This window comes from Streptomyces roseoverticillatus (assembly GCF_000719265.1).
Taxonomy (GTDB): domain Bacteria; phylum Actinomycetota; class Actinomycetes; order Streptomycetales; family Streptomycetaceae; genus Streptomyces; species Streptomyces roseoverticillatus.
In genome coordinates this window covers 1-20,875 of sequence record NZ_JOFL01000034.1, presented here as the reverse complement: position 1 = coordinate 20,875, position 20,875 = coordinate 1, and the positions used below count along the sequence as shown (strand labels likewise).

Annotated in this window: 14 protein-coding genes and 1 pseudogene; 8 read left to right on the top strand and 7 right to left on the bottom strand. The window is 71.3% G+C overall.

Translation table 11 applies throughout. The annotated features are described in order from the left end of the window. The first annotated feature begins 108 nt into the window (after positions 1-108). The 7 genes and pseudogenes from IF61_RS35570 (at position 109) to IF61_RS0129315 (ending at position 4,882) form a co-directional block, all read left to right on the top strand. Positions 109-1,431 (top strand): hypothetical protein, encoded by a 1,323-nt coding sequence (locus IF61_RS35570; RefSeq protein WP_157848714.1) that lies wholly within the window; start codon positions 109-111, stop codon positions 1,429-1,431. A 13-nt stretch (positions 1,432-1,444) separates the two neighbouring features. Next, entirely contained in the window at positions 1,445-1,759 is a 315-nt protein-coding gene (locus tag IF61_RS0129335) for a hypothetical protein (RefSeq protein ID WP_157848713.1), read from the top strand. A gap of 229 nt (positions 1,760-1,988) precedes the next feature. After that, a pseudogene (locus tag IF61_RS37810) lies at positions 1,989-2,117 on the top strand (hypothetical protein); the annotation flags it as partial. 53 nt (positions 2,118-2,170) lie between these two features. Then, positions 2,171-2,383: a hypothetical protein gene (locus tag IF61_RS37280; RefSeq protein ID WP_030369573.1), complete on the top strand. Its 213-nt coding sequence runs from the start codon at positions 2,171-2,173 to the stop codon at positions 2,381-2,383. 422 nt (positions 2,384-2,805) lie between these two features. Beyond that, complete coding sequence (locus IF61_RS0129325; protein ID WP_030369572.1) at positions 2,806-3,789, top strand: terpene synthase family protein; 984 nt, start codon at positions 2,806-2,808, stop codon at positions 3,787-3,789. 8 nt (positions 3,790-3,797) lie between these two features. Next, positions 3,798-3,953, top strand: a complete 156-nt coding sequence (locus IF61_RS34770; protein ID WP_211264953.1) for a helix-turn-helix domain-containing protein — start codon at positions 3,798-3,800, stop codon at positions 3,951-3,953. A gap of 329 nt (positions 3,954-4,282) precedes the next feature. Further along, entirely contained in the window at positions 4,283-4,882 is a 600-nt protein-coding gene (locus tag IF61_RS0129315; protein ID WP_030369571.1) for a hypothetical protein, read from the top strand. A gap of 206 nt (positions 4,883-5,088) precedes the next feature. On the opposite strand, the gene IF61_RS0129310 is transcribed toward IF61_RS0129315, so the two are convergent. From IF61_RS0129310 to IF61_RS0129285, 6 genes are all read right to left on the bottom strand, one after another. Beyond that, positions 5,089-6,210: a hypothetical protein gene (locus tag IF61_RS0129310; protein WP_030369570.1), complete on the bottom strand. Its 1,122-nt coding sequence runs from the start codon at positions 6,208-6,210 to the stop codon at positions 5,089-5,091. 37 nt (positions 6,211-6,247) lie between these two features. After that, positions 6,248-7,852: a hypothetical protein gene (locus IF61_RS0129305; RefSeq protein ID WP_052393188.1), complete on the bottom strand. Its 1,605-nt coding sequence runs from the start codon at positions 7,850-7,852 to the stop codon at positions 6,248-6,250. 64 nt (positions 7,853-7,916) lie between these two features. Further along, entirely contained in the window at positions 7,917-9,032 is a 1,116-nt protein-coding gene (locus tag IF61_RS0129300; protein WP_030369568.1) for a hypothetical protein, read from the bottom strand. Beyond that, complete coding sequence (locus IF61_RS33690; RefSeq protein ID WP_052393187.1) at positions 9,029-12,727, bottom strand: hypothetical protein; 3,699 nt, start codon at positions 12,725-12,727, stop codon at positions 9,029-9,031. Before IF61_RS33690 ends, IF61_RS0129300 begins: the two co-directional genes overlap by 4 nt. Positions 12,728-12,738: 11 nt before the next feature. After that, positions 12,739-15,006, bottom strand: coding sequence for a hypothetical protein (locus tag IF61_RS0129290; RefSeq protein ID WP_052393185.1), 2,268 nt, complete (start codon positions 15,004-15,006; stop codon positions 12,739-12,741). Positions 15,007-15,034: 28 nt separating this feature from the next. Next, the gene (locus IF61_RS0129285) at positions 15,035-18,280 is read right to left on the bottom strand and encodes a DUF6603 domain-containing protein (protein ID WP_052393183.1); all 3,246 of its coding nucleotides are present in this window, start codon (positions 18,278-18,280) and stop codon (positions 15,035-15,037) included. A 661-nt stretch (positions 18,281-18,941) separates the two neighbouring features. On the opposite strand from IF61_RS0129285, the gene IF61_RS0129280 reads away from it, so the two are divergent. Next, positions 18,942-20,030 carry an endonuclease/exonuclease/phosphatase family protein gene (locus tag IF61_RS0129280; protein ID WP_030369564.1) on the top strand — a complete coding sequence of 363 codons (1,089 nt, stop codon included), beginning with the start codon at positions 18,942-18,944 and terminating at the stop codon, positions 20,028-20,030. A 313-nt stretch (positions 20,031-20,343) separates the two neighbouring features. On the opposite strand, the gene IF61_RS0129275 is transcribed toward IF61_RS0129280, so the two are convergent. Continuing rightward, on the bottom strand, positions 20,344-20,875 hold a 532-nt coding region (locus IF61_RS0129275), incomplete at its 5' end, for an endonuclease/exonuclease/phosphatase family protein (protein ID WP_043191313.1).

Sequence of the window (20,875 nt, the reverse complement as noted above, 5' to 3'; positions counted from 1 at the left end):
CCAGGTCAGCCATATCCGTTGTTTTTGCGGCCGATGATCCGGCTACCCCTTGAGCAGTGGCATGCCGACGACTTCACCGACCCCCACGCGACCGTGCGGTGGCCTACCGTGCGCGAGGCCCTGGTCCATCAGCCCGGCGCCGCGGCCGCCGCCGAGAACTGCATGGGCGAGTGCCGGTCGCTCGCCGAGCAGCTGCGCCAGGAGCTGTGCCCGCCCGTCCCCGCGGAGAGCGAGGGCCTGGAGACGCTGTGCTCGGCGTGCCCGGGGTTCGTGTGCTGGCAGTGCGGCACACGGCCGGCCCCCGCGGCCGGTGTTCCGTGCCGGACGTGCGGGCCGGTCGTCCTGCTCACCGAGAACCAGGCGAGGCAGCGGCTCAACTGGAGGGTCGAGCAGCTCGCCGCCGCGACGGGCATCCACGGACGCAGGGTCAACGGCATCGTCAACGACTCAATTGGGGCGAAGACGCGGTCAGGGGTCTCGCTGGCCCAGCTCGGGGTCGCGCTCACCAACGTCGAGCGGTGGCTGGAAGACCCGTCGTCCATGCCCACCGGGCTCCCCGCTCCCTCCTCCGGGGATCTCGACAAGCTGCACGGGGCCGAGCTGCGCAAGCTCCTCTCCACCTACGTGGGGCCGCTGGCGGGAGCGCTGCGCGAACCGATCCCCTTCGTCCAGAAACAGCTGAACGACTGGATGGGCGCGCCCAGTCGCGCCGAGGCAACGGACGAGCAACTGCGCGACGCCATCATCCAGGCCCGGGCCTGGATCGAGGATCCCGACTCGTACCGCGCTTACACCCACCCGGAGCCGCCCGAGCCCGGCGGCCTGACCGCGCCGATGCGCACGAAGAACGCCGTCGCGGACTTCTCCTGCAACCTGTGCGCCGCGCCGGTGATGGCCGGCGAACTCATCGGCCGTATGCCCCACCCGCGCCAGCCGTACGTTCCGATGGCCTGGCTGTGCGCCCACTGCCTGTTCGACCGGCGGGACAAGCCCCGCCTCACCGACGTGCTTCTTCGGGTCTTCCACCACACCTTCAGCGGCAGCACCACCACACTGCTGAACACCACCGAGGCCACGGTGCTCCTTGAAGCGCTGCTGACGGTTCCCGCAGCGGAAGACGACGAGCAGCTCCAGGAGGCGATCACTGCGCTCCGGCAGGGGATCGACGCGCCGGAGCCCGTGATGGGGCTGAGCTACCACCCGGCCCGTGCCGCTGTGGCCGCTCTGGACACGGCTAGGCTGCAGGAGGCCGCGGCCGGTGACGCCGCTGTCCTCGCCGCCGTCGCTCAGCACCTGGCCGAGTGGCAGCACAACCCCCAGGACATCGACCAGGCCCGCTACAGGAACCGCACCCTGTGGCGGCAGGCCGTCCTCGAGAGCACGCTCACTCCGACCGTTCTTTCCCAGCGCGGCGGCCCCTTCTGGGTGTGACGCCACTGGCGCTGTGACCCAACCCCGCCTGACCTACCTGGAGGAACACCCGATGCCGTACGACGTCACCCGCGACATCACCGCCGGCCCCATCGTCCTGCCCGGCGTTCGCGGATCCGTAGGCGCCGTCTACTCCGAGCACCGCACCGCCAAGCCGGGCTTCGGCGCCGCCGTGGAGCTCCCCGCCGTGCTGGAACTCCTCGCCGCCGTCGAGACAGGTCAGATCACCGCGGCCCAGGCCCAGGCAGCGTTCGCCCCCTTCCTCGACCGGCTCGAAGAGTACGACCGGGAGATGGATGAACGGGCCGCTCGCTACGAGTACAGCTGAGGAGCAGCAGCCATGGCCGTGCGGATGGCTGGGGTAGTCAGCGACGGACCGTCCTGCCGTTCTTGACCTGGGTGCGGCCGTGCATCGTGTCCAGGAGGTCACCGAGAACGGAGAGGGATTCGGGGTCGGCGTGGCCGACCTGGTCCGTGATGGTGAGGGCTTGGAGGCAGGGCCTATCTGCTGAGTCAGGCGGAAGTTCCTGCGTCCCCAGACGGTTCTCGGCACCGCGGTGCAGTTGTGCACGCTGCCGTGGCTGGGGTTCGTGCCGGACGAGGTGCCCTCTGCTCCGCCGGCCGCGGTGGGGCGGTTGGCCCGGCAGCTCGGCCTGCCGGTCGAGGTGCTGCGCGGCTACGGGGTGGCGCGGGAGCAGACGCGTACGGACCATCTGCGGCAGGTGGCGAAGTATCTGGGGTGGACATGGGGCTGGCCGTCGGCGAACTGCGCACCGCCGGCCGCGAGGTGGAAGCCGAGGTGCTCTCCCACATCTCCCCGGCCCGCGGCTCGGTGGTCAACTACTACGGCTCCATCACCGTCGACTACGAGCACGAACTGGCCCAGCTCGACGACCGGGGGCATCGGCCGCTGCGGACCGTGGCTGTGGATGATCCTGGAGCCGGGCTGTAGGCGGCGCAGCGGGATGCGCTGGGCCGGTGGGCAGCAGGCGTCGAAGGGCTCCGGGTCGGATGCGCTCGCCGGCCGCCACCGCGGCCGTGACCGCGGTGGCGGGTGCGCAGCCGGGCCCGGCCGGCTGGTCGGCGGTTCGGGCTCGTAGCGCACGCCGGGGCGCGGAACGTGCCGCGGTCACGCGCGGTGCCCCGGTCCGTTCCGTGCGCCGCCTGCGCCCGGGGTTGTAGTGACGGTGTGCCCGGGGATAGTTAAGACATACGCCCGATGCCGGCGGTACTCGGGGCTCAGGCAGCTCCCGGCACGCTCGATGAGGCCATTCACGCCGCGGTCGCGGTGGAGCTGGTCCGCAACATGTCGCCTCCCCGTTGGCTCGCCCGCCCTGGTCGACAGCAACTGCTTCTCTTCCGATCGAGGCTGTTATGACCGCCCCCGTTCCCGAGCTGTACTGCCCCATCCCGTCGGCCGTCAGTGACTGGGCTGACGCGCTCAACGAGCATGCTGCCGCGTGGATGGCGGACAACCACCTGTATGCCAACTCGGCGAAGCTCGCCCAATACCAGGCATCGAAGTTCGGAACCTTCGCCGCCCGCACGTGCCCCCACCCCGGGATCGCCCTGGACCTCATGAAGCTCTACACCGAATGGCTCGCCTTCGGTTTCTTCTACGACGACCAGTTCATGGATGAGTCCGCTGCGGCGAACGGGCCTGCCACCGTCGCCGAGGCCGTCATCGCGATCGTCTCCACATTTACCCCACCGGGCGGCACCGGCGGGGCACCGGTGTACGCACACACCGACACAGAACACCGTCTTCCGGTGATGCACAGCCTGTTGGAACGCACTGCGGTTGTTGCCCGGCCCGAGCAGTTCGACCGGCTGTGCACCCACATGGTGCTGTGGTCGTACAGCTACCTGTATGAGGCGCTGACCCTGGTGTCCGGCCGTCCGATGCGCCTGGCCGGGTTTTGCGCGAACCGGATGTACAACATTGCCTCCCTCCCTTATGTGACCCTGGCGCAGATCGTGGCTGGCTGCTCAGCCACCGCAGAGGACCTGGCCCACCCGGACGCGGTGCTCATGGGCTGCCTGGCCGCTTACCAGATGGGTTGGTGCAACGACATCCACTCCGCCGACCACGAGACGAGAGTCAACCCCGGCATCACGCACCTGCCCGGCCTCATCGCCGCTCAGGGCAAGGATCCGCGCACGGCGATGGCTGAGGCCGCGCACATCCACGACACCACCATGCGCTCCTACCTGGACGCGGAGCAGAGGGTACTGGCCACCGGCAGGGCGGGACTGATCGACTACGCACGCGTACTGCGGGCATGGGTCCGCGGCCACTACGACTGGTGCCGGGCCACCCGCCGCTACAACGCCCCCCTCGCTCACCGACGACCGTGATCTGAAGGGTGGCCCAGGATCTGCTGCCCAACCCCGAGCACTCCATCACCGCGATCGCCAAGATGCTCGGCGTCTCCCCGGGCACGCTTTACAACCACATCCCCGACCTGGGTGAACTGCGGGCCGGCCGCATCCCCGCCCAGCTTGAAGGCGGCAGCCGGTGAGCCCCATCTGCGACCGGTCCGTTGTTGGGCCGTCAGCCCTGGTAGGAGGTGGCGCACAAGGCGCGTGCGCCGCTCGGTGAGCGGCGTGCTGCGGTTTGGTCGGCGCGTCTCTCAGAGGCGGTTTTCGGCGGGAAGGCCGATGCCAAACTCACCTCATCGTTTGTTAGGACAGGGGGCAGGCATATGCCACCGACCGCACCGCGGGGCGGTCCCGCAGCCGGGCGGCGGTGAGGGCGAGGAGCGGGTGACGGCGCCCAGGGCGATCGCCGAGCCCCGCAGCTGCCGAGCAACTCCACCAGGCAGATCCATCAGGACGTAGGCTCGTGATCATGGGAGTGGACATCACGGCGGTCATAGTGGACTGGACCGAACTGGAGAACATCCCTGTTCTCGAACGCGAGCGCGCGCTCATCGAGGCCGCGGAGCCGGACGACTACGACGGATCACTCGATGAGGGCTGGGCCTGGCTGCCTCCCGCTCCCGAACCGGTCCCGGCCTGGTGCGCACGGTACGATTTCGCCGGCACGCTGGGATCGTTCAAGCCGCACTTTTGGGCGGGCGAGCGGTGGGAGGCCGTTCGCGAGCACGTCCCGGCTGACCTGCGCACGGCGCTGGACACCTTCCTTGCCGGACTGACCTGGGTTCTGCCGGGCACTGAAAGCGATCCGCAGGGCGAGGACGACGCCGAATTCTGGTACGACGCCATGTGGGCCTACTGCCATCCTCCCGACGTACCGGCCCTGGCACAGGCGTGGACGACAGCCGGCCCTCGTCTCCAAACGCTGCGTGAACCGTTCGACACCCGTGCAGCCGCCCCTGGGGAGTGGGTCGGTACGTTCGAGGAATTCACCACGCTTCTCCACGGATGGGCCGAGGTCGTCGCGGAGGCCCACCACCGTGGGTGGGGGATCATCGGGCTGCCGATCTGAAGGGCCGCCGGCCACACTCCGAGTTCTTCCCGCATCTGGCCGTGACGCGGCTGCCCGCCCACTACGGATGGACCGTCGAGGAGGGCGAGGTCAGCCCGCAGCTCGTGGCCGGGCTGCGGGACAACCTGCGCCCGCTGGGCCTGCTGCCGTGGCGCGAGCTGGGCGCCCGTACCGAGACGGGGCCCCGCACCGCGGCAACACAGCCATCAGGAGTCCACGGGCTTGAGTTCGCCGGTGCCGAAGGGCAGCCAGGACAGGAGGTGCCGGCTCGGTGCGGTGCCCGACCGGCCGATCCTCACCCGGGCTCCCCGGGGAACGACGGCTGTCAGCCGGGAGCCCGGGAACCTCGGGTCCTCGGGGTCCGGCGGTGCGTGCCGTGACTGGACGCTGGTGAGCCGGTCCGTTCCGTCGGCCGAGACCGTGACCGTGAGTGTGGGGGCGTCGTCGCCCGGCGCGTCCTCCTCGGTGACGAGCTGCCCGGTGAGGAGGCCGTCCGTCTCCGCCGTGTACGTGAGCTCGTCCGCATCTCCCAGGCCGAACTCCGTGGGCAGGTGGGTGAGCGTGGTCTTCCCGTTGACGGTGAGGTCGCCGATGGTCAGGTCGGGCCGGGCGACCGTGACGGCGGTCGTCAGCGCGTATTCGGCGACGTTGCCGTCCACGTCCACCTTCACCGCGAGTACGAACACGGTGTCGCGGTGCAGGTTCGGTGTGGGCCAGTTGTGGATGCCGGTGACGTCCACGGGCTCTCCGCCGTGCAGCATCGTGTACGTGGCTCCGTCCCGGTTGGTGCCCCGCCAGGTCAGCTCGGCCGGGGAGCCGCTCCGGACGAGGATGTACGTGGGGCGGAAGTCGCTCACGGTGAACCCCGCCGGGACCTTCGCCAGGGGCCACTCCTCCTGCTGGGGCTCGCCCCCGTCCAGGAGCGTCTCGGTGACGGTCAGCTTGCTGGTGCCGACCGCCGAGTTGACCTCGATGCCGGCGATCGACAGCTCCACCTGGTCCCCCGGGGGAAAGGGCCGGTTCAAGCGCCTCGGCCTGAGGACGAACGCCGGGGTCTCGGAGTCGCGCTCGAACACCCATTTCTGGCTGTCGTCGATGTCGGGGACCCCGCTGTCCGGTTTCGCCGTCAGGTCGCCGGGCCCGCTTCCCACCGGGTAGGAGAAGCGGACCGTCTCGACGGAGACCGGGGTCTGCTGGTGATTGGTGACGGTGATCCGCAGCGTGGGTGTCGCCGGGGTCGTTCCCTGGGAGACCTGGATCGGTGCCGGGTCGGTCTCCACGGTGTAGGTCAGTACACAGGTGCTGTCTTCGGGTCGTCGTACGCCCATGGCGCGCCTCGCCTCCGTCTCGGTCTCCGCCGTCCCGTCAGCCCCAGGCGGGGCCGACGGCCAGGTACGCGGAGAGGCCCAGGGCCGCTCCCAGGGGGAACTCCTCGACCTGCACTCCGTCGGACACCCGCACCTTCTGTACCGAGGCGACGCGCTCACTGGTGACGAAGAGGTGCTCCCCGTCGGGTGAGAGCGCGATCGCGTTCGAGCGGTCGCGTACGCGGACGGGCGTCACTTCACGGACGGTGGCGACATCGATCACCTTCACTTCCGCACCGCGGTTGGCGACGTACACGTACCGGGAGTCCGGTGACGCCACGAGCTGTTCCGGGGACTGCCCGACCGGGACGAGGGGAGGTTCGCCGCTGCCGGAGGTGCTGGCGACGGCCACCATGTTCACGGGTGGGATACCGAAGGCCAGGGTGGCGCCGTCGGGGGTGAGTGCCATGCACGTCGCGGTCGTCCACCCGCCGAGGCCCCTGGTGACCTCCTGCCGCGCCGTGTCCACGACCGCCACGGCGGGGTCGTCGTCGCAGCCGATGTAGACGAAGTCGCCCTCCGGCGATGCCACGACGCCGTCGGGCCGGGGGCCGGTGCCGATGCGGTGTTTCTCCCCGGTGACGAGGTCGATCGCGTGCGCGGCCTCGTCCAGCGGGTTGGTGACGTAGGCCGCGGAGCCGTCGGGCAGGACCGCCACCCGGTAGGGCCACGCACCCGCTGCCACCGTCTTGAGGGCTCCCGCCGTGATGTCCAGGAGGGCGAGGGTCCCCTCGCCTCCGGCGGCCCCCTTGGCGGTCGCCAGGACCCGGAAACCGTCGGGGGAGATCACGACGCCGCCGGGCTCGCGGCCGGTCTGACCCTGCCTGATCGTCTGCCCGCTGTCGGCGTCGAAGACCCAGAGCCGGCCGTCGGACCCGTCGAGCACGGTCAGGAACGTGCGGTACGGCCACCGGTCCCGGAGCGTCTTGGTGCCGGAGGTGATCCGGTGCCGGACGGGGTCGGTGTCGCACTCGACGTAGCGCTTGCCGTCCCGGGTGACGAGATAGCCGTTGCTGGTGGCCGGGTGGTTGAAGGCCGCCGCGATGCCGTCGGCGATGCCGGGGTCGGGGTGGTCGGGGTTGTGCCAGAAGTCGGCGATCGCGCCCTGCTCGAGGACCTCGTCACCCTCGATGTCGTAGTTGACGCACCGGCTGCCGCGGAAGAAGTAGACCGTTCCGTCGGGTGCCGGCAGGCCGGCGTCGATGCCGTCGGCGAAGTCCGGTGCGTCCTTGCGGAGCCCGGGGAACTTGTCGCCGATGGGCACGGGTGACGAGTTCGGCGGCACCGTCGCGTTCTGCGCGACGTCGTAGAACACACAGGTCGCGCCCTTGAACAGGTACACACGCGCGGTGTCCGTCGAGCAGGCTGCGTCGAAGCCGTTCCGGTACGCGGTGGGCAGGCCGGGCCACAGGTCGCGCACGGCGGCCCCCTCGGCGGGCGGGGCCACCGCCGCCGCCTCGTGCCGGACGGCCCAGTCGCCGCGGACCATGAAGACGGAGGCCCGGGACGGGCCCGAGTCCGGGAGGCTGAACGCCGCATTGACGCCCGGAGGTGTGAGGTCGGTGTTGCCGGTGTTGTCAGTGCTGTCGGTGCTCTCGGGCATGACGGGAACTCCAGCGGTCGCCGGGCAGGGACGGGACGGAACAGATCGCTGAGGACGGAACAGATCACGCAGGGGGAGGGGCCAGGGAGCCCGCGCCGAACGGGAACCAGGTCAGGGCGGCGGTGAAGTTCGTGTCGCCCTTCTGGACCACCCGCACGTGCGAGCCCTTGGGCACCGGGACGAACAGGCTCGCCTCCTGGTTGAGCGTGCCGCCCCGCGCGTCCCACGACTGCGTCGCGAACTGCTGTCGCCTCAGTTCCGGGGGAGTGACGAAGACCTTGAGCTCGGCAGGCACCTGGTCCTGCGTGGTCTTGATGTAGCCGGTGATCACGCCGTCGGTGTCGGCCACGTACTCCGCCGGGCTGCTCTCCGTGCCCCCGGCGATCTCCGCGGCCCGGCCGAACAGGCGGACGGAGCCGTTGACCTCGAGGTCACCGACCTCGAGGTCGGGCACGGTGACGGTGACGGCGGTGGTGAGGCCGTAGGTGACGGGGGAGCCGCCCTGCACCGTGGAGCCCAGGAGCATGAACGCGGTGGCGCTGGTGAGGCCGGGCGAGGTCCATTCGCCGTTGCCGTCCTCGTCGATGCAGTCGTTGACCAGGCGGCGCTGGTCGCCGTAGAAGAGCTCGTAGTCGGGTCCGACCTCGCACTTCCACGTGAGCTTGACCGTCCCGCCGTTGGGGACGTCGACCTGGTCCGGGCGGAAGTCCTCCAGCATGGCGGTCGGCGACGCCTTGGCCAGCCGCAGTCCGCCGGGCACGCGCCGGAGGCTCTCCGCGCCCCCGCCCGCGCCCCCGCTCTCGCCGATACCGAGCGTGAACGCGCCGACCGCGTGATTCACCGTGACGTCCGCGAGGGTGACCACGATCCGGGCGCCCGGCTTGAGCTCCGTGCCGTCCGTGGCCGGGCGTACGTGGAAGACCCCGTCGCCCCGGTGCTCGGCCGACCAGCCGGCGTCGTCCGTGGACGCCCTGATGGTGTCCGGTGCGGCTGTGAGCGCTTCGGGTCCGCCGCCGACCGGGAGCGTGAAGGCGATCGTGCCGCAGGGGACGGGATCCGGGCCGGAGTTGGTGAGAGCGATGCGCACGGTGGCGTGTGCGGGGGCCTTCTCCGTGCCGATCCGCAAGGGGGCCGGGTCGGTGTGGACGCTGTAGGACAGCGCGGTGGCCGAGGAGTTCAAGACGTGCTCCCGTGGGTCGGGGCCGGGCCCTGCGCGGGCGGGCGCTGCCGGCTCTCGCCGGTCTCGCCCAGCGCACCGCTGAGCTGCAGGAAGCCGGTACGGGCGGCAGGGGTGACATCCGACAGGGCGAGGGCCGCGTCGGGGGTGGTGAGGGGACGGACGGTCCACGCTCCGGGGCCTTCGGCCGGAACCGCCGGGCCGTCGGGCGCCGGGCCGCCGGGCGTTGGCACCGCCCGGCTCGCGGCCACCGGTTCGGCCCAGGCCCACGTGCCGCGCCAGCCGGAGGGGCCGGGCGTGACGACGTGCTCGCCGGGCGTGCTGTCCTGCCCGTCCGTCACCATACGGGTCCCCGCCAGCAGCGGACCCATCCGGAAGGACAACTTCAGCCGGGCCAGGGGCTCGCGTACCCAGGTCGGCGGCAGCAGGAGCCGGCCCACGGGCAGGATGTCGGTCACGGCGTGGACGGCCGCCCAGGGGTCGGCGAGGAGCGTCACCCAGGCGGCGGCCTCCTCGTCCCGGGCACGGGCCTCCGGCGAGGGAGCGGCCGCCGGCCGCGCGGGCAGTGCGATCTCGCTGCCGTCGATGGGGACCACGTACTGCGCGCCCGCGGCCTGCTGCTCCGGCTCCGGAACGGCGTGCAGCCGCGTGTAGTCGGTGCCGCGGAAGAATCCGGCCAGCCCGTCGCCGAGCATGTCCCCGGCCCCCAGCCGGACGTTCCACAGATAGCCGGTGAACTCCGGTACGGGCGGCGGGCTGATGACGTCCTCCCAGGACGAGGGCGTCAACCCGGGACCGTTGAGTTCGAACCGCAGCCGCGAACGGAGCAGCGCCATCGGCCGCCCCACCAGGGCGGCGAGGCTGTCGTCGTCCCCGCCGTGCGCGGTCGCCGACATGGCCCTGTCGACGACGGAGAGCAGCTGGGCGAAGGCGGGTTCCCCGCCGTGCAGGAGTTCGGTGACGAAGCCGTGCAGGTGGGGCAGCGCCGCGGCGAACGCCCGCCCCGATTCCGTCTCCGGGTCGGGGTCGGGATAGGCGGAGCCGGGCAGCGGGTACCAGGTCGGCACCGGTCGGTGCGCGGTGTCGAGCACGATCCGGATCTCGCCGAGCCCGCCGCCCTCCGGGGCGTGGACGAGCAGGGCCCCGGACAGGTGGTTGACGATCAGCCAGCCGCACACCGGGCTCTCGCCCGCGGCCTCCCGCGGCCCGGCGTCGACGTCGATGCGGTGGTGGTCGTCGCGGGCCGAGACGTAGTCGAAGCGCAGCCGGGCGGGCTGGAGCAGGCGCGGGGGCAGCTCGATGCACCGGTAGGAGTCGTCGGGGATCACGGGGATGCCGGGGGTGACGCTGTCGGCGCGCTCCACCCTGAACCGTTCCACGTTGTCCGGGCTGATGACGGCCAGCGACTGGCCGAACCGGTCGATCACGTGGAGCTCTTCGAAGGCGATCTGCCCGGCCCTGACGGGGCGGAACTCGCGGGGCGTGCCGGATCCGGAGGCCGGACCGGGGTCGGGCACCTCGCTCAGCGAGGCCCGGGTGCGGCTGTTGTCGACCAGTTGCGCGAGATCGTCGTCCGAGGAGGGGGCGATGCCGGTCGCGGGAGAGTGCTGGGCCAGCCAGTCGTTGACACCGAGGATGCGCTGGGACAGCTGGTCCCAGTCCCCGGCCTTGTCGCGCAGCGCGTTGAGCTCGGCCACGGGCCCGCTGCGGTATGTGCGGGCGTGCTGTGCCAGGCGGGAGCGGGTGTTGAAGGAGGGCAGCGGGTTGAGCAGGGCACGTCCGTTGACGAAACCGTCGGGAGCGATGTTGTCGCCGTTCCAGCGGTAGCGGGTGCCGTCGAAGTACCAGTTGTCCTCGTCCCCGGTGCGGTACGGGGTGGGATAGCACTTCATCCGCCAGATGAGGTGCAGGGGCGACCAGGGTTGCGCCCAAAGTCGCATCCACCGGGCGACTTCCCCGTCAACGTGGGTTTCCTCGTTGGCGAGGGCCTCTTCCAGAGCCGTCGTATCGGGCGCCGAGCCGGGCGTGACGGCGGCGCGGTCGAGGAGGAGGAACTCCCCGAGGAGCGCAGGCAGCACGCCGGACTCCGGCAGCTGGGGCAGCGGGGGAGCTGGCACCTCGGCGGGCGGCCGGACCATTTCCCCGCCGATGCGGATGCCGGTCACCGTCTCGGCGGGGGTCCGGCAGGGCAGGGCGTTCTCGTCGGTGAGCTGCCGGTCCAGCTTGGCGCCGCGCACGATGACGGACGGGTCGGGGGTGCTGTGGAACGCTGGGTCGGCGCACCGCTGCAGCTCCCTGCCCGGTGCCAGGCCGTGCTCCTCGGCGTACTCCCGGACCGCGTCGTCGAGGTCTTTGGCAGTGTCGCCCCACGGAATGCGGGAGCGCAGACCGTCCGCGCCGAAAACGGTGTCAAGCTGCTGCCGGACCTGCCAGGCCAGCGTGCCCTCCACCTCCGGCTTGGTCTCGGCTTCGTACGCCGCGTCCCAGCCGGCGGGCCGGCTGGGACGGCCGCTCAGCCACCACAGGCCGTACAGGCGGCGCTGGACGTGGGCGAGCTCGCGGGAGGCGACGTCGTGCTCCTCCTGCACTTGGTTCAGCTCGGCCAGCCAGCGCCGTTCCTCGGCGATCTGCTCCGGTGTCCGCTGCGGCCACGCGCCGCCGGCCGGGTCGGGGCAGTCGACGATACGCCAGGAGTAGCCGCCCCCTTCGGCGTCGAACCAGGTGCGCCGGGTGGCCTGGTCGAGGGCCGTTTCGTCACCCTCGTCGAGGACGTCCAGCAGGTCGTAGGCGAACGCCTCCCACAGCAGGGCCGCCTCGGGGTCGTTCAGCGCGGTCGGGAGCAGGGCGGTCTCGGCGTCGGTGACGATGTGCCCGACGGCGATGTCGACATCGCGCACGTCCGGCTTGCCCGGAAGCGGAGGGTCGCCCTTGAGGTCCCAGTGGAGACCGAGGGCGGTGCCCGCGTAGAACGACCGGGCGGGAGCCGCCGCGGGATCGGTCGTGGACCACCGCAGGGACTCCAGCAGTGCCCGGACGTCGCCGTCCGGCGGCGCCTGCAGGACGTCCCACGCAGGGTCGGAGTACCAGCCGACGACGGCGTAGCCGAGCAGGGCGGGACCGGGGAGCCCGGTCAGCGGGTCGTGGAGGGAGAAGACGTTCTCGCTGTACGGCTGGTACGTGGCGAAGGTCGGCAGGCCGGGCCCGACCGCCGTGAGGAACTTCCGGCGCCCTTCGGGTTCGGACCAGGGGCCGTCGGCCAGGTCGTGGGCCCTGCCGATGTAGGTGGGCGTCGGCCGTTCCTCGAAGGGGTCGAGGAATGCGCTCGTGCCCTCGTCGTAGTCGAGGTAGTCGCTGTCGACGACCCAGCCGGCCACAGCCGGTGTCTCTTCGGGCCGGTCCGCCGGGCGGCTGTAGCGGACGACGAGCCAGCGGTTGGGGACGACCGGGAACTCCACCTTGCCCGCCGGGCCGTCCTGCCGGCCGCGCCGCAGCGCGTCGGGAAGCAGCCACTGCACGTGAACACCGAGCCCCGGTTTGCCGGGCGCTACGTCGAACGGGTCGGGCTCGGGCATCTGCCGCTTGTCCAACTGCTCGAAGTCGGCGTACCAGCGGTGGTGGGGCTGGTTGTTGCGTACGCGCTCGTTCACCAGGAACGCGTCCACCTGGACAGGGACGATCAGGGGCGGCTGGGAGCTCATCGTGCGGGTCCTCACTGTCGGCCGGGCTGATCGAAGGAGGGAGCGGAGGCGGAGGAGGGGGAGAAGGTGATGCACTGCGGCGCGTTGACGAGCTCCACCGCGAACGCGGCGGGGGAGAGCGGGTCGTCCGGGCCGAGCTGCCCGGCGGCCCGGAGCACCACGGCCATGGCGGGGACCAGGGGGTCGTCGCCCGCGGCGAGGTCGAGGATCTCGGGTCCGCCACCGTCACCGCCGGCGGCACGCAGGAAGCGTGTGATGTCCCCCTCGCCCTCGGGCGGGAACGCTTGCCTGAGCGACGCGCCGACCGGCTCGGTGAGCCTGCGCAGCCCGATGCGCTCGCCCTCGTCGACGCCGAAGTGGATGCCCTCGTGCGGTTCGCGGAACCGCACCTCTTCGGGAACACCTTCGAAGAGGCACAGCAGCAGGTCCGGGCCGATGATCACGCGGTGGAAGACGGTCAGCGGCTCCGGCTTGCCGTCGCTGCCGGTGACGCGGGGCTCGACCACGACGTCGGGCCAGTTCCGTACGAGAGCGGACCGCATGAGCAGCCCGGTGAGCCGTTGCGGCTCGTCCAGCGCCTCGTGGGCCAGCCGGTTGATCGCGGCGTCGAGTGAGGTGCCGATGCCCGTGCTCAGGACGCCGTCGCGCACGGCGGTGCACCACTGCGGATCGACGTGGAAGAAGCGCAGGCTCTCGGGGGGCAGCATGCGTGCGTCGGGTACCAGGTGGCTCAGAGGTGTCGCCGCCAGCAGCCTCACCTGGTCGACCGCGCTGATCAGCGGGGCGAGGTGGGCGGACAGCGCGGCCCGGAGCCCTTGCCGTGCCCGGCCGTCGCGCAACCGGTCCAGGAGGGCCTCGACGGCCGGGGGCCGGGGGACGCCTCCGGCTCGGAGCCGTGGCGTCGTCGCGCCGCCCGTACGCGCTTCAGCGGCCGGGGTGGTGGCCGCGGCGTGCAGCCGGTGCCCGAGTCCGCCGGCGATCAGCTCGTGGAAGCGCTCGTGCGCCCGGCCCGGCGCCGTGGCCAGCGGCGTCCTCGTCCGCATCAGCGCGCGTCCGGCGATGTGGCGCGCCCGGGACCGGAACGCCGACAGCGAGGCCGCCAGGGTGTCGTCGGAGAGGGCGAGGGACCGGCCGAGGGTGAAGGCGGCGGCGTAGCTGACATCGAAGACGCCGGGGTCCGTGAGGTAGACGAGCGCCTCGTCCGCCTGCCGGTAGCCCTCCGCGGGGCGGGGGACGGCCGGTGCCACGACCGGGGTGAAGGGGCCCCGGTACCAGCCGAACGTGCGCTCCCCGGACGGCAGGACGTAGTCCACGGGCGCATAGCCCAGATCGAGGCGGTCGGTGGCGGCGGTCCGTGCGCCCGCGGGCCGCCGGGGGTGCAGGCGCAGTCCGAGCCCTGCCGGGTCCTCGGCCATGTGCCGGATCAGCGCGTCGAAGTGGCCGGTGGGGTCGGGCCGCGCTTCGAAGGACCACGACCACAGGGAGACCATGCGCACGACCGGCCGGGTGGGCTGCTGCCCGGCGAGGTGGTCGCCGAATCCCTCCAGCGAGACGAGGTGGGCGGCGTAGCGCCCGGCGGTACGGGGGAAGCGGTTGGCGACCACGACGGAGTAGTCGCCGATCTCCAGATTCTCGCCGGAGGCCGCTGCCGACCCGGGCGGCTGCCACGGCCGGACCTTGCGCACATGGCACAGGAACGGCAGGTCGGCCCGCCGCGGTACGAGGTCTTTGAAGACGGCGGCCGGGACGTCGATGGTGGTGCACGTGCTGTCCCACAGCTCGGGCGGGACGTCGTCGAGGTCGATGCGGGGAAGGAGGACGTCGCCGTCCGTGGCGGTGAGGAACTGGCGGACCGTCCTCGTGTCGGTGCGCCCCTGGGCCTTGGGGTCGCCGGGCAACTCCTCTTCGGCGAACAGGAGCAGGGCGATCCAGGGCAGGCCCGTCAGGTCCGGGCTGACGGCGCGCTCCCAGGGCAGGATGAGCCGGTTGAGCGTGAGGTGCGGCAGGACGCGGTCGAAGGCGCCGACCGCCGCGGGGGCGGGGTGGAGGGCGTGGACGAAGGACGCGTCGATGGTGAACTGCGGTGTCCGGATCTCGAAATCCTGCTGGACCGGCGGAAGTCTGTCGCTTCCGACCTTGTCGCCGGACACCTCGTGTTCGAGCGTGAGCCGGTAGAGGCCCCCGGGGGCGGGCGCGACGTGGTCGTCGTGGAAGTGGATGTCGAACCGGGGGGTCTCGGTCTCGTCCCCGGTGGTCCCGGCGGCGTCGGGCTGCGTCATGGCGGATTCCCTCGCGCGGTTGGGGGTGTCAGAGCGTTGCGGGGCCGAGCGTCATGGGTTCGGCGGTGAAGGTGTTGTCCGCGAGGGCGGCGAAGCCGTCCAGGCGGTCGTGCGAGGGCGGGGCGAGGCCCAGCGAGGTCAGCTCGGTGTAGAGCGCGTCGCGGGCGGGCACGGTGGTCGTGGCGATCCCGGCGGCGATCGTGCCGATGCCGGTGGGGTCGTCGCCCGGTTCCCAGGGCCGGGGTACGGGGCCGGTGGGCCGGTCCGCGGGGCTGATCGGCAGGGCGTCGCTGGGGATCAGCGGCTCGACGCCGAGGGAGACGTCGGTCATCCTGCCCGGCGTCGGACCGTCCACGGGCTTGGGCACGGTGACCCCGAGCCCGGTGAGCTGATCCTCGATGATCGGGTCCGGCGTGAAGTCCTCGTCCGCAGGGTCGCCCGTGCCCCACAGAGCCTCCGGGACATTGTCCTTGACGGGGTCGAGCCGCCAGCGGCGCTGCTCCGGCACGGCGGGGTCGAAGGGGTCGAACGGGTCGCCGCCGAGGAGCACCGTGAGGCGGTGGACGGACGACTGCCCGGTGGCCTGCATGGGCCGGATGTCGAGGGACTTACCGCCCACCTGCCGTGACCCCGCCGTGGCCTGCGACGCCGGCAGGGCGGTGGACGTGGCGAAGGAGAAGCCGTCGGCGGAGACGACCCAGCGGTCGTCACCGGCCTTCATCCGGCGGGCACGCGTGCCCTCGTCCTCGGGCAGGATGCCGGTGAGCGGTGTGATGCGCAGGATCTGGTCGCGCGCGGGCAGTTGCTCCTGGAACTCGCTCCAGGAGGCGGGATCGGGCTTGCGCTCGCCGCTCGCCCCGAACGCCACGTCGAAGTCGATGCACCACAGGTGCACGGTCGCGATCCCGCCCACGGGCGGGCCCCACACATCGAGGTCGACGCCGACCTCGCCCCGTACGGTGAACAGCCACAGGTCGACCGCGAAGCCGATGCGGACGCCGATGCCGAGCCGGAAGTAGAAGGGCTTCCACTGGACCAGCGCGTCCACTCGGGCGACCAGCCAGGCCTCGACGATGCCGGAGTGGAACGACACCTCCAGCCGGCCGCCGGCCATGAGCGCGGACGGGGTCAGTGCGCAGTACGCCTCGCCGCGGACGGTGACGACGTCGGAGATGCCCCACGTGAAGCCGAGCCTCGGCACGACGGGGTAGTGATCGGGCCGCTCGGCCTCGAATGCGGGGTGGTAGCCGCCGAGGGTGAACACGAAGTCGCCCTTGTACGGCCCGCCGAACCAGGTGCGGTAGGCCAGGCCGCCCGTCAGCCGGCACTCGGGGTCGAGGACGTACGACTCGGGCGTGAGCTCCGCGGCCAGCGCCAGCATGCTCTCGCGCGAGGTGTACAGCGCCTGCATCGCGAGCTGGACCTGGGCGTACGTCTTTCCGCCGGAGCCGCGCCGGACGGGGAACGCGGCCGTGGCCAGGCCCAGGACGGCGACGGTGAAGTCGTCGCCGAACTCGACGATTGCCAGTGCCTGGCCGCCGACCAGCTGGAAGACGGTGAAGTCGATGCCGAGGGCGAACCAGACCTGCCCGGCCGCCGGGGTCAGCCACGGGGGCCGGCCCCCGGTGCCGTCGAGCAGGTCGTCCAGCACCTCCAGGGGCGGGCGCTCGGCGCCGCCGTGACCGAGCTCGGAGATGAACGGGAACTCCGGCGTCTGGACCGGCGCGGGAAGCCGGACGGAACTGTTGTAGCCGAAGCCGGCGGCGATCCCGCGGATCTGGAACGGGGGCGGGCCGAGCCCCTTGCGGCCCGCGAGCACCCCGTACAGGAACAGCGACGGGTAGCCGCCCTCGGCCTGGGCGTACGCGCCGAGGACCTTGATGGCAGCGAACCGCGCCTCGATCACGGCCATGCCCGCGAACAGCATGTCGTAGGGGGGCTCGGACTCCTTGACGAGGAAGGCGCCCCCGATCCTGACGGGCGGGCGGTCGTAGGACAGGCCCAGGCCGCTGAGAGTGGCCTGGAAGGTCCAGTCGCCGTCGCCGCGGTCCAGGGCGATGGCGAAACCGAGTCCGGACGCGCTCAGCTCGATCCCGCCGGCGTCGACCGTGGCGTCGATGGTGATCCGCGCCGTGCCGTTCGCGTAGGACAGGCCGAGCTCGGACACCCGCAGCGGCCCGAACGTCACGCCGACCGGGATGCTGGCCTGCGCGGGGACGTCGTCCGGATCCTCCTGCACGACGGCCGGCAGGCTGGGCGGGGGCGTCGGGACTGGCCCCGGCCCCGGCCCTGGTGCCGGCTGCTTGCGGCGCAGCGGATACACGAGGGCGTAGTTCTTGACGGCCGCGGCGACGCCGGCGGTGACGGCCAGGGAGGCGCCGGCGGTGAGGTTGCGGCTGGGCAGGCCCAGGTTGACACCGGTGTTGGCCATCAGGTCGTTGAGGGCCTTGACCTTGCGGGCCTTGAGCGCGGCGGAGAGGTGGAAGGCCTGGAGCCCGGCGAAGACCAGGTCGTCCTCGACCGGGGCGTGGTCACCGATCGACGGCAGGTCGGCGAGGCCCGCCTCGTACTTCCCCTGCAGCAGGACGACGCGGATCCGGGGCCCCGCAGCGCCCGTGCCGGCCCGGTGCGGCAGCGAGGCGAAGGCGAGCTGCACGTACTTGGTGGCGGCCGAGAGCACGAACGCCCTCTTGCGCTTGTCGTAGGCGAACGCGACCTGCTTGAGCACGGGGACCAGCTGGTCGGGCAGGTCGGCGGGGGCGGAGCCGATCGCGTGCGCGACGTCGTTCCAGGACAGGCCGTCGTCGGACGACCAGTCACCGATCACCGTCGTGCCGTCCAAGGTGGCGGTGAACGCCATCTCCTTGGGCTTGTCGTCCGCGTCGGAGAACTTCAGCACGAGCGCGGCGGACAGCCCCTGCCCGCTCGCGGACAGCACCAGGTGCGGGGCGAAGGAATCCTCTTCGCCGGCGTCGTCCTCCGTCGCCGGGAGGGCGAAGTCCAGCGCCATCCCGGTGACCAGCATGGCGGCGTCCACGGTGAACGAGACGAGGACGGGGCAGGGGCCTTCGACCAGGGTGAAGGAGTACGTGCCCTGTACGGTCACTTCGCCGCGGTTGGGGATGGCGCCGCCCACGGTCAGGTCGGACGACGCCAGCCAGGTCTCCAGGAGCGGGCCGATGCCGGGGATGTCCCCGAGCCGGTCGACGGGCAGGAGGAAGTCCTCACCGGAGTCGGGGAACAGGCCGAGCAGCTCGTCGAGCGATAACGCCATGGGTTCTTCTCCCCGGACATGGGCGACGAGTGGGCGTGGAACCGGGCGGCATCATGGCATGTGCGGGACAGCTCCTCATGCATATGCCGACAACACCTGAACTGAAGTGATTGCATCCGGCCAATGGTTAAATCCGCGCATAAAGGGCGCTGATGCGGGAGACGGTTCATGCTCACCACAAATACCTTCGGGGGCGTGAGGGGGTGAGGCCCCTGGGGAACGGGACAGCCGTCCGCGGACGTCGCGATATCGCCCCCGGCGGGGCTGGGGCGGCTGAGGCGGCTGCGGCTGCCGGGAATGCAGGGGCGAAAGGGACGTGGTGCGGATGACTGCAAGCACTGATCCACTTCCGTGGCCCCCGGAGCGGATCACGACCCGCCGGGACAAGCAGGCGCAAGGTGACGAGTCGTCACTCCGGGCTTACGGATTCCGGGACGCAGACTCCGGACTTCCGGATTCCGGCGTCTCCAAGCAGAGGTCCGGCCGGGCGGCCTGGCCCTGACCACCAGCGGCGCGCCTGGGCCGATCGGGTCGGCGGACTACCGCTGCGAGGGCCCGCCGCGCGGCTGGTGCGTCAGAGCGGCCCCTCCGGGAGCGGCCCGCTCCGTTCGACAGCGCCGACGCGCCGCCGGAAAATAAAGGGTGCATGTGAGGAGGCAGCATGAGCATCCGCATCGCCACCTTCAACGCTGAGAACCTCTTCCGGCGGCCCGTCGTCTTCGGTATCGAGAACGACGACGTACGTAATACAGTACTCAACGAATTCAGAGAGCTCGTCGGCATCCTCGATCACAAGACGTACACGTCCGACGACAAGGACAGAATCATCGAGATCCTCCTGGCCCACAGCGTCGATGTCTCCCAGGACGTATCCACCCAGACGATCTTGGTGAACGAAACCCGCGGGCATGCGAGGCTGCTCAAGGGTGAGGGCAAGAACATCCAGGTCAGGGATGAGGCAACGGGACGGCCCGCCTGGGTCGGCTGGGCCGAGCTGAAAACGGACGACCTCGGCTTGCCCGCTGTCAAGAACACCGCCAGAGTGATCGCCGCGGTGAAGGCCGACGTCCTGTTGATGGTCGAGATCGAGGACCGGCTCACCCTGGACCGCTTTAACACTCAAGTGCTGCACGGCCAGATCGGCGAGGAAGCATATCCCTTCAACATGCTGATCGACGGCAACGACGAGCGTGGCATCGACGTCGGGCTGTTCAGCCGCCACCCCATCACCTCGATACGCTCGCACATCTTCGACAAGAAGAATTCCCGGCTCGTCTTCAGCCGGGACTGCCCGGAATTCGAGATCGACATCGACGGCGAGCCGCTGTGGCTGCTCGGGAACCACTTCAAGAGCAAGCGCGGCGGCGGTGGAGCCGACAAGCGCAAGCTCCAGGGCGAGCGCGTTGCCGAGATCTACCAGGCCGCCCTCGAGCGCTCGGCCCATGTCGTGGTCGCCGGGGACCTCAACGACACCCCGGACAGCGTGCCGCTGTCGTTCCTGCTGGCCACGGGCCTACAGGACGCGATGACCCACAGCAGCTATGAGGGACCGCCCGGCACCCACGGGAAGTGCACGGCAGAGGAGAAGATCGACTACCTGATGTTCTCGCCGGAGCTGTTCGCCAAGGTGACCGAGGTGGAGGTGGAGCGGCGCGGCATCTTCGATTTCGGCAGCACGTTCCCCGATGTGCACGGACCCGCCGACCAGGCCTCCGATCACGGCGCCGTCGTCGCCGAACTCGATCTGTGAGGCGTGCGCGGCCGGTCACGGCCAGGTGCCGAAACGACAGATGTACCAGGTCTTCACCCCCTGAGTGAGCAGGTAGTACGCCGACAGCGTCGCGACGAGCGGCGCGCAGCGTGAGGGGGTCCACGGACTTTCTGTCTCCAACCTCCAGGGCGGCCTGCGCCCGGCCCCGCCCGGCCGACGGACTCGGCGTGGCGCAGTGCCGAGGCCGGTTCCGGCGCGCGGCACAGCGCGTCGAGGGTCTCCAGCATCCGTCCGGCGAACCGTTCACCGAGAGTGGTGAGCCGGCCCCGTTGCCGAGAGCCGGGGCGGGGGCTCACACGGTGATGGTGGCGCGGACGAGGTTGTGGTCCGAGAGGCCGTCCGCGCTCTCGACCGCCGCGCTGCTGACGCCAGCGCCTCGTACGACCACGTGGTCGATCCACGGTGACGCCGAGCCTGGCGGGTGCGGCCGTGTCGGCAGGGCGTCTGACGGGAGATCCGCGACGGTGAAGCCAGTGTCCAGAGCCGACGCCACGGTGGCGCGGTCGGTGTTGAAGTCACCGAGAAGAACTGCCGTGTGTCCCGGGGGAGTGGCGGCCAGTTCGGCCAGGCGAGCCAGCTGGCGCGTGCGCCGCTGGTCCCCGCTCACGTGGGTGGCGACGATGAGCGTTCCGGCGACCTCGACGGCGAGCGCGCCCTTCCCTCGGTCGTCCTCGAAGGACACAGTGGCGACTCCCCGGCTCGGCCCGTCGACCAGGAGCACGAGGTACTCCCCGGGGTCGCGCAGCGAGCAGGGGCCATCCTGGCGTGGTGCTGGGACGCGCGGATACCGCAACGTGTGGACAGTCCGGTCGGTCAGCGCACGG

Bases quoted from the DNA above. Each gene is read 5' to 3' on its own strand.
- IF61_RS0129305 (WP_052393188.1), bottom strand. From the start codon at position 7,852: ATGCCCGAGAGCACCGACAGCACTGACAACACCGGCAACACCGACCTC.
- IF61_RS0129325 (WP_030369572.1), top strand. From the start codon at position 2,806: ATGACCGCCCCCGTTCCCGAGCTGTACTGCCCCATCCCGTCGGCCGTC.
- IF61_RS0129285 (WP_052393183.1), bottom strand. From the start codon at position 18,280: ATGGCGTTATCGCTCGACGAGCTGCTCGGCCTGTTCCCCGACTCCGGT.
- IF61_RS0129310 (WP_030369570.1), bottom strand. From the start codon at position 6,210: ATGGGCGTACGACGACCCGAAGACAGCACCTGTGTACTGACCTACACC.
- IF61_RS0129290 (WP_052393185.1), bottom strand. From the start codon at position 15,006: ATGACGCAGCCCGACGCCGCCGGGACCACCGGGGACGAGACCGAGACC.
- IF61_RS0129280 (WP_030369564.1), top strand. From the start codon at position 18,942: ATGAGCATCCGCATCGCCACCTTCAACGCTGAGAACCTCTTCCGGCGG.
- IF61_RS33690 (WP_052393187.1), bottom strand. From the start codon at position 12,727: ATGAGCTCCCAGCCGCCCCTGATCGTCCCTGTCCAGGTGGACGCGTTC.
- IF61_RS0129315 (WP_030369571.1), top strand. From the start codon at position 4,283: ATGGGAGTGGACATCACGGCGGTCATAGTGGACTGGACCGAACTGGAG.